Genomic DNA, 823 nt, shown 5'->3' on the forward strand with positions numbered 1-823 from the left:
TTCGGATGATTTCCTTCGAGAACGACCCGCAGTCGGCACGGAAACGCTCTGTCACAACACCAAGTTCGGAGGTCACACGGTCCATAATTCGGCGAAGCGTGTCCTCCTGATGGAATCTCACATTGGTGTTTCCGTCACGGTTCTCACCTCCGACTATGATGCCCCCGATGGAAGCCCAGCCCGGGAAATAGCCATGGTCCTGCCTGTAGGAATACTTTGCATCGAACTTGCGGGCAGGAACAAACTGGTGGTCAAAGTCCAGGTCAACATGGCTGCCCACCTTTATAAGTCCCATTCTCCGTATCATCCGTAAAAGTAAGGTGTTCAGCTTCTCTGCAGTGTTGAAACTGTAGGACTTGCCGGAGGTTTCGCTCTTATAGACAATATTCTCTTCGGCAAGCTCCTTCAGTCCGCGCCCCACGGTGTCGGCACCGGGTAACAGCGTACCAGGTCTCTGCCTGAACTGCCCAATAAGTGCATTGATGTCCTCAAGACAGTCCCCACCACAAAGGTAGCTGAAGAAGAGGGAGCCCAGGATGCTTCCATGGCTGAATGCCTTGCCGCTGCATCCGCGTCTGCCCAACACGGATTCGATAAGTTTTTCAAAGCCCAACCTTGAAAAAACGTCCATGATGTGATAAATTCCTCCGAAGGAAGTGATATTCTCGTTTTTAATTGCTACCTTTGTCATGTCAGATATTTGCTTACTTGTTATGTTTGCAGCACTAAGATAGGTGAAATTTCTGACATATCCAAGTGTTTTGAGAACTTTGTTTCTCAGGCACTTGGATTACTTGCAAGATTTTACGCTACGGATTTAAGG

General features: G+C 48.8%; 1 protein-coding gene. It reads right to left on the reverse strand.

What is annotated here, in order from left to right; genetic code table 11:
- A partial coding sequence (locus tag HMPREF9141_RS12345) for a transposase (RefSeq protein ID WP_007369110.1) occupies positions 1-691 on the reverse strand: 691 nt, incomplete at its 3' end.
- Between the last annotated feature and the right edge of the window lie 132 nt (positions 692-823).

The organism is Prevotella multiformis DSM 16608 (genome assembly GCF_000191065.1).
Classification (GTDB): domain Bacteria; phylum Bacteroidota; class Bacteroidia; order Bacteroidales; family Bacteroidaceae; genus Prevotella; species Prevotella multiformis.